An 8,038-nucleotide genomic window follows, 5' to 3' on the forward strand; every position below is an offset into this window, starting at 1 on the left:
GGGGAAGCAAGCGCTGTGCCTACATACGTGCCAACAGAGCGCGGACGATCCTGAATGATACGCGCAAGCGCCGCTATGGGGTGCATTCGCCAACGAGGGCAGACGTAGAGCTGTCCCGGCGTAAACGCCTGGGCGGAAAGGGGCGGGATGCGCGCGGCTTGCCTGTATGCTCGGCGCTGGGATTGATCCCGGCGCGACCGAAGCGAATACCGCTGCGGGCCAGTCCGCGCTTCCCCATTTTGAAATGCACCACTTGCATCCCAGCGGCGCGGGCATATACTCCTGTGTCGTAAGAGAGACCATCTGCCGGCTGATTCACAGAAGGGAAGCATGTCGCGGTGCGTGTCGGTACGCCTTCGCTCGCAAGCAGGTTTGAATCTCGTGCTGAGCGCCGCCCTGGCGCTGATGTCGCTCTCGTTCGCCCCCCCCCGCAAACGCCGCCGGCCGAGACCGGCGTAGCCGCGCCGGTCGAGTCCGCCGGCGCGCCGGCCCGGCCGGTGAACTACGACCCGCTCGGTGCGGTGATCGTCCCCGGCCACCCCGACTTCAACCGCCTGTTCGACCCGTCAGCCCAGCCACCCGCCGACCCTGCCCTTCAACGCCTGCCCGAATTGGCCGGCGATCCAGGCCGCCCGGCGGCCGAACCACCCCTCGCCGCGGAAGCCGCCCCGCTGCCCGAGCTGCTGCCGCCGGAGGGTGTGCTGCGCGCCCACGTCGCCTTCGACCCCGCCTACGCCTTGCCCGGCGAGACCTTGGCCGCGACGCTGGTGCTGCGTGCACGCCGGCCGCTCGAGGGCCTGAGCGTGCGCCTGACCCTGCCGGAGGGGCTGGACTACGTGCCCGGCAGCGCCCAGGAGGCGAGCTACGACCCCGCCACGCGCATGCTGAGCTGGGCGAAGGCCGGCGTGGATCAGACCGGCTTGGCCGAGTTCCCCTTCCAGGTGCAGGCGAGCGCGGTCAAAGCCGGTGCGCCTGAGCGGGACGAAGACAGCGTGACGCTCAAGGTCATCCCCGAGGTGCAGCTCGGCGAGGCCGGCGGCCTGAGTGTCGAGGCGCTGGCGCAGGCGGTGGTGATCGGCGCCGCACCGGCCGAGGCGGCGTTGTCCGCCGAGGGCGGGACGCTCGTGCTGCCCGGCGGGCGGGTGACGCTCGCCTTCGCCCCCGGCGCGCTGGCGTCGCGCGTGGCGCTGCGCGGCAGCGTCTTCCTGGAGCGCGCCGAGGCCGGCGGGTTGCCCGCGCTGACCTTCCGCGTGGAGCCGGACCTGGTCTTCGCCGCGCCGGTGACGGCGACCGTTGACCTGCGCGGGCTGCTGAGCGAGGCGCTGCTGGCCGCGGGCGTCGAGCCGGCGCTGGCCTACCAGCGGGTGAGCACGCGCACCGAGCAGGCCAAGCTGGCCGACGGCAGCGCCAAGACCGTCGAGGTGCACCAGGTCGTCTACGAACCCGTGCCGGCGCACTTCAACGCCGCCCAGGGTGTGTTGACGGCGCCGTTGCGCCACTTCTCGTCCTACACCATGATCTTCCAGGTGCCGGCCGGGCGGCCGGAGCCGTGGAAGTTCGCCCCGAACATGGGCGGGGTGAGCCCGTTTCGTGGGTCGGCCACCTACGCCCAGAGCATCGAGCTGCCGGAACTGCCTGACGGGGTGCAGCCCAACCTGGCCATCGCCTACTCCAGCGCCGGCGCGGAAGGCGGCGGCTCGGGCGATGACTACCGCATGGGCGCAGGCTGGAGCCTGGACGTGCCGCACGTGCGCCGAGGGGTGAAGCTGGAGAAGCGCCAGTACACCACCTGGTCGCCGCAGTGGGGCACGCTGTTCCAGCAATACTACGAGTTGATCACCTATGACCAATACAAGCTCAGCCTGGGCGGCGTGGAATACAACCTGATCTACAAGGGCAGCGCCAACGGGGCGGACGAATTCGTGACCCAGAACTACGCGCCGGTGCGGGTGTATCGCTGCACGTTCGGGACGTCGTGCAACGGGACGGCGCTGCCGTTCGGAGGATTCAGCGATTTCGGCGTGCCGGCGCCGTATTACTGGCAAGTGTGGACGGCGGATGGGACGCGCTACGCCTTCGGGACGGACGCCGCCAGCACCAAGGTCTTCCGCAAGCGCAACGGCAACCTGATCGCCTACCAGACCTGGTATCTGCGCTACGTGTATTCGCCGCGGCGCGACGACCCGGCCGTCACGGGCGGCTGGTCGGCCGAGTGGGTCTACGCCGAAGAGCCGATGAGCGGCGACAACGGCATGGTGGACGGGCAATCGTCTTGGCAGATGGGGGCGGACTGGGAGAGCAACACCCGGCTGAGCTACATCCGCTACGGCAACCGGCACAGCAGCCCGCCGCGGGGGTATGTGGTGAAGTTCGAATACACCGGTTCGCCGGCGCGCCTGCACGCGATCTGGAGTTGTCGCTACATCGCCGGCGAACCGGACAATTGCCCACAGGATGCCTGGCGCCTGCGGCGCTACGAGCTGGGCTATGCTGGCCCACCGTGGAACCCCCGCGTGGCGCGCATCACCCCGCAGGCGTGGGACACCGGCATCAACGGCTGGCGGCAGTTGCCGAACATCACCTTCGAATACCAGAACGCCAACGACACGCTGGTGCGGGCGATCAACAACGGCTATGGCGGGCGGGTGGAGTTCGGCTACTGGCAGGGCTACCGCAACGACCGGACGTATTTCCACGTCAACCAGCGCACGCTGCGCGACGGGCTGGGCGGGGTGACCGTCGAGACCTACGAGTTCTCCAACCCGTGCTGGAACGACGCGGGCAGCCCGTGTCACCTGGGGCATGACGACGTGTATCCGGAGTCGCGCGGCGGGCTGATGGGCTACGGCACGCTGGTCAAGCGAGTGAGCCCGCAGGGCGGCAGCCCGCTGAGCGTGGTGCGCACCGACACGCACACCGACCGGCGCTGGCTGGGGCAGGTGTATGACACGCGCCACTACTCGGCCGACGGCGGGACGGTGCTGCGCGCCGGCCGAGTGTGGTATGGGGTGAACGAGCCGGCCCCGGGCCAGCCGGCGGGCACCTGGCTGAGCTGGGCAGCGGTGACGGATGAATTCCCCTTCGGCGACCTGAGCTACGCCGCCGGCAACGTGCCGCCCGGCGGGGTGCTGATGACCCGCGTCGAGCGGCGGGTGGACGGATTGGGGAATCCCACGGCCGAGTTCCGGCGCGGCTTTTGGCATCGCGGCGGCGACGAGTTGAGCACGCATTGGGGCTACACCCACAACTGGACGCGGTGGGTCGTCGGGCGGGTGGCGTGGGAGAACCGCTTCGACGGCATTCACGAGAACGCCGACATCCCGCAGTTGCGCACGCAGACGCTGGTGTATTACGACGGCCACTCGCACTACTCCACCGCGCCGGTGCGCGGGCTGGTGACGCGGGTGGAGCGCGGGCGGCAGGGCCAGTTCTGGGTGAGCGAGACCTACGGCTACGACGGGCAGGGCAACCTGACGGCGATCACCGACCCGCGCGGCCACACCAGCACGGCCGGCTACGACCCGGTGACGTTGAAGGTGCTGTGGGTGCGCAACCCGCTGAACCATACTACCGCCTACGCCTACTTCGGGGTGGATGGCGTGGCGCGCCCGGCGGGGCAGCCGTGGGGCGCGCTGGCCTCGGTCACCGACCCGAACCAGGTTCAGGAGCGCTACTGGTATGACGTGTGGGGGCGGGTGACCGCGGTGGTGCGCCCCGGCGACAGCGACGGCTACCCGACCTTGAGCTACGCCTACAGCGACGCTAACCAGGCGGCGATCAGCCCGCCGTTCAAGGTGGAGACCTGGCAGCGCGAGGCCGCCGGCTGCGGCGGCTGCGTGCACCCGACGTTTACGTTCTACGACGGGTTGGGGCGGCCGGTGCAGACGCGCAGCGAGACGATCAACGGGGCGCAGCAGCAGGTGGTGAACATCACCTACGACGCGCTGGGCCGCGAGGTGCGCCGCTTCATGCCGGCCCTGGAAGGCTTCAGTTGGGGGTTCAGCCGGCCGGGCGGTTGGGATGGGCGGCCGCACACCCTGACCGAATATGACCTGCTGGGGCGAGTGACGCGGGTGGTCGGGCCGGACGGGGCAGCGACGCGCACGCTGTATGGGCAATCTGGCGGCGTCGAGGCGCGCCGGCGGGGGGTGGACGCGCTGGGGCGCACCAAGGTGTGGGTCAGCGACGGGCTGGGACGCCTGGTGCGGGTGGAGGAATACACCGGCAACTTCGACGCCGGGACGCACGCGCTGTATGCCCAGACGCACTACGCGTATGACTGGTTGGGGCAACTGACCCGGGTGACCGACGCGCTGGGCTACGTCACCACCATCGGCTACGACGCCCTGGGCCGCAAGATCAGCATGAGCGACCCGAACATGGGCAGTTGGAGCTACGCCTATGATGCCAACGGCAACCTGATCGGCCAGACCGATGCCAAAGGCCAGACGCTGACGTTCACGTATGACGCCCTCAATCGTTTGACCAAGAAGGCGGTCAACGGCGTGGACATCGCCGGCTACGCCTACGATGCCACGTGGTGGACGAGCGGCGCGCATCCGGTCGGGCGGCGCACCATCGCGCAGGTGCTTAACGGCGCGACGGGCACCAACACCTGGACGCGCTGGGAATATGACGCCCGCGGGCGGGTGAAGAAAGAGACTCGCTCGGTGGACGGTGTCCCTGGGACGTTCGACGTCCAGTTCGCCTACGACAGCGCCGACCGGGTGACGAGCATGATCTACCCGAACGGCGAGGTGGTGACGACCGGCTACGATGACGCCATGCGGCCGCGCAGCCTGAGCGGCGCGAGCGTCTATGTGTCGAACGCCAGCTACAACGCGCTGGGGTTGCTGACCCGGATGGATCACGGCAACGGCGCGCGCACGCAGCGCTACCACTACGGCAGCGACCTGGAATACCCGAACGCCGGCAACACCAGCTACGGGCGGCTGCGCCGGCTGTGCGTGGCCACCAGCAGCGGCAACTGCGACGACGAAAGCAGCGCCGCCGGCGCGCTGTTGAAGCTGGTGTATGCCTACGACGCCGTCGGCAACATCCGCTTCAGCGGCGACCGGACGACCGGCGAGCGGCTGGCCTACGGCTACGACGACCTCGATCGGCTGACGGGCGTGGCGCCACAGGTGGGCTGGCCGGGCTACAGCGAGAGCTACAGCTACGACGCGATCGGGCGGATGACGTTCAAGACCGGGGTGTGCGGCGGGCCGTTGTCCTATCAACACCCCAGCAAGCCGCACGCGCTGACACATTGCGATTGGGGGGTGATCGCCAGCTACGATGCCAACGGGAACATGGTGAGCCGGTGGGACAACGGGGCGTGGTATACGCAGGAGTGGAACGCGGACAACAAGTTGACGCGGGTGTATGGCAACGGGCAGGACATTCGCTACTTCTACGACGCCGACGGCACGCTAGTGCGCAAGACGCACAACGGCCAGACCACGATCTACGTCGGCCCGCATGCGGAGTGGAACAGCAGCACGGGCTGGACGAATTACTACTACTTCAACGGCCAACGGGTGGCGATGCGCAATTCGTCTGGCGTGTTCTGGCTGCATGGGGATCATCTGGGCAGTGCCTCGCTGGTGACGAATGCGAGCGGTGGGGTGGTGTCGCAGAGCCGCTATACGCCGTATGGTTCGGCGCGGCAGGTCAGCGGGACGTGGCCGACGGATCGGCGGTTCACGGGGCAGCGGCTGGAAGCCAGTGTCGGCCTCTATGATTACAACGCGCGCTATTACTCGCCGTTGTTCGGGCGCTTCCTCTCGCCGGACAGCATTGTGCCCAACCCCGCTAATCCGCAAGACTTCAACCGCTACGCCTACGTCCGCAACAACCCGCTGAGATACACCGACCCAACAGGGCACCAAGCCGACGAGGTCTGCCAGGTGCTCAGCTGCCTGAGCAACGAGCAGAAAGCCCAACTGCAACGCCGGCTGGAATCCACCCGGCTGGGGCGCGCCATGTTCGACAAGCTACGCGCCAAGGAGGTTGACCTGATGCAGCAAGTGACGATCGCTATACTGCCGCAGGCTCGGGGCGGGATCAGCCTGCCGTTGGCATCCGGGCACTTCGGCGGCGATGTGCACTGGCAGGCCAAGGGGAGCGGCCACCTGATCATTGTCCCACCGTCGGCGAACGAACGAGACCGATTGGCAGATGCAAACTGGGTGGCGCTGGTAGGGCATGAGTTGTTCCATGCCTTCCAACGGGAGGTGGCGCACGAGCTGCCGGAGCACGCGCATCGCGACCGCGAGTTCACCACCAAGCAGTTCGAACGCGAGGCGTATATCTTTCAGTATCAGGTCAAGCAAGAGTTAGGAGGAAGGCTTGAAAGCTACGAGCAAGCAATGCTTGAAGCGCTCACCTCCGATGCAGCGACAGCGAGAAATCATTTCAACAGGGACGATTCGCTGCCAGTGTATAGACAGGCGCGGGACGATTTACACAGCGGTGCGTGGCAGGAAGCCATGCATGCCTTGTTCAAGCCGCCGCGAATCAAGTAGGCTAGGAGGGGATCGTAATGCGCGAAAGAAAGGTGCTGGTCTTGCTGAGCATGCTGGTCAGCAGCGTGCTGGCTGGCTGTCTGTTAAGGCCAATTAACGAGCGTGGGACCATCTATACCCCGGCGCCGACTCGTGCTGTCACGGCGGAACCAAGCGAGCCGCCTTTAGAAGAATGGCAAGGGCTGTTCATCCCGAAACAATGCGTTCGAGGTGTGCCTAGGGGGTGGGCAGGCAACACGCTGAAGGCGATCTCGTCAAGCGGTCAGTGGATTGCGTATGTTGCATCTCTTGAAATTAATTATCATTTTAGTATCTACAACTTGTTGACGGGCGAGTGGCGTACGCCAGCTGCTCCCTTCGCTTTCAATGCGGTGAAGTGGGGCACGGATGATCGCGGGCTATACCATCTCTCCCTTTACGACCACGACAAGAAGCCAGAAGAACGCAAGCTGTGGTGGATAAACCTAGAGACGATGCAAGCGAAGGAGATTCGCGACTGTCCACACTGTGTGGAGTTCGATGTGTTGGAGACGGAATCTATTCTAGCTGCGACGCGCGGAATCAAGCGCGGCTGGTTACAGATAGACATGGTTGGTTGGACAGAGCCGTTCACTGCTGCGGTGACTATCGACAGCGTGAAGAGGGGTGGTGTTGGCCCGATTAGCTTATCGCCCCATGGTAAGCGCTTGGCTTACAGCGCAGAGACAAAAGACAAGGGAATCCGGCAGTTTCCCATGCGCATTCAAGAGTTAGGCAGTGGTGCAATTGTGACGCTTACGGAGAACTCTATGCCTGATGCCTGGTTGACTGATGATGTGATTCTGGATCCAGACCCGGAGGCAATGCGGGTGTGGAGGCACAACTTGGTGACAGGGGAACGCGTGGTGTTCGCTGAGGTGGATCGTGACTTGTCCTCTGTGTATGCGATTGGGCAGGGTAGCCCCTACACGGGCATACGCGGGGTAGCCATCGCTCGTGATACTCGGTTTTTACTTTTTGAACCGCTAAGAGAAACCTCAATTTGGACTGGAACTATCTTTGTCGCCGACTTGCGTTGTAGCCGACGCGTATCTGCAGAGCAGAGGTAGGAGTGGCGGTTGTGCTCTAGCAATTTCCTCTCGACTACGCTTGGAGCGATGCGCGAGGGGAGTGCGGTGTATTGACTGCATGGGGATCACCTGGGCAGTGCCTCGCTGGTGACGAATGCGAGCGGTGGGGTGGTGTCGCAGAGCCGCTAGTGCGAAGCCTCCCTGTGGGACACGCCGTATGGCTTGGTGCGCCACGTTAGCGGGACGTGGCCGACGGATCGGCGGTTCATCCTGCCGTTCGCTGCGCTCACGCGGGACGTGGCCGCCGGCCAGCGTTTGGAAGGCAGTGTCGGCCTCTATGATTACAACGCGCGCTACTACTCGCCGCTGTTGGCCCGCTTCCTCTCGCCGGACAGCATCGTGCCGCGGCCGGGCGACCCGTCCCACGGGGACTCCCTGCGGTCGCAGGCGCTCGACCGCTAC

3 protein-coding genes are annotated in these 8,038 nt (G+C 66.0%); all 3 read left to right on the top strand.

The genetic code is table 11. The annotated features are described in order from the left end of the window. Window positions 1-338: 338 nt before the first annotated feature. Complete coding sequence (locus GXH28_RS16850) at window positions 339-6,527, top strand: RHS repeat-associated core domain-containing protein (RefSeq protein ID WP_169238891.1); 6,189 nt, start codon at window positions 339-341, stop codon at window positions 6,525-6,527. A gap of 17 nt (window positions 6,528-6,544) precedes the next feature. Further along, window positions 6,545-7,615 (top strand): hypothetical protein, encoded by a 1,071-nt coding sequence (locus tag GXH28_RS10060; protein WP_169238892.1) that lies wholly within the window; start codon window positions 6,545-6,547, stop codon window positions 7,613-7,615. Between the two features lie 186 nt (window positions 7,616-7,801). After that, window positions 7,802-8,038 (top strand): RHS repeat-associated core domain-containing protein (locus GXH28_RS10065; protein ID WP_320447946.1); only part of this gene is annotated, 237 nt, incomplete at its 3' end.

Origin of the sequence: Candidatus Roseilinea sp. NK_OTU-006 (assembly GCF_012931985.1) — a bacterium.
Classification (GTDB): Bacteria; Chloroflexota; Anaerolineae; order J036; family Brachytrichaceae; genus JAAFGM01.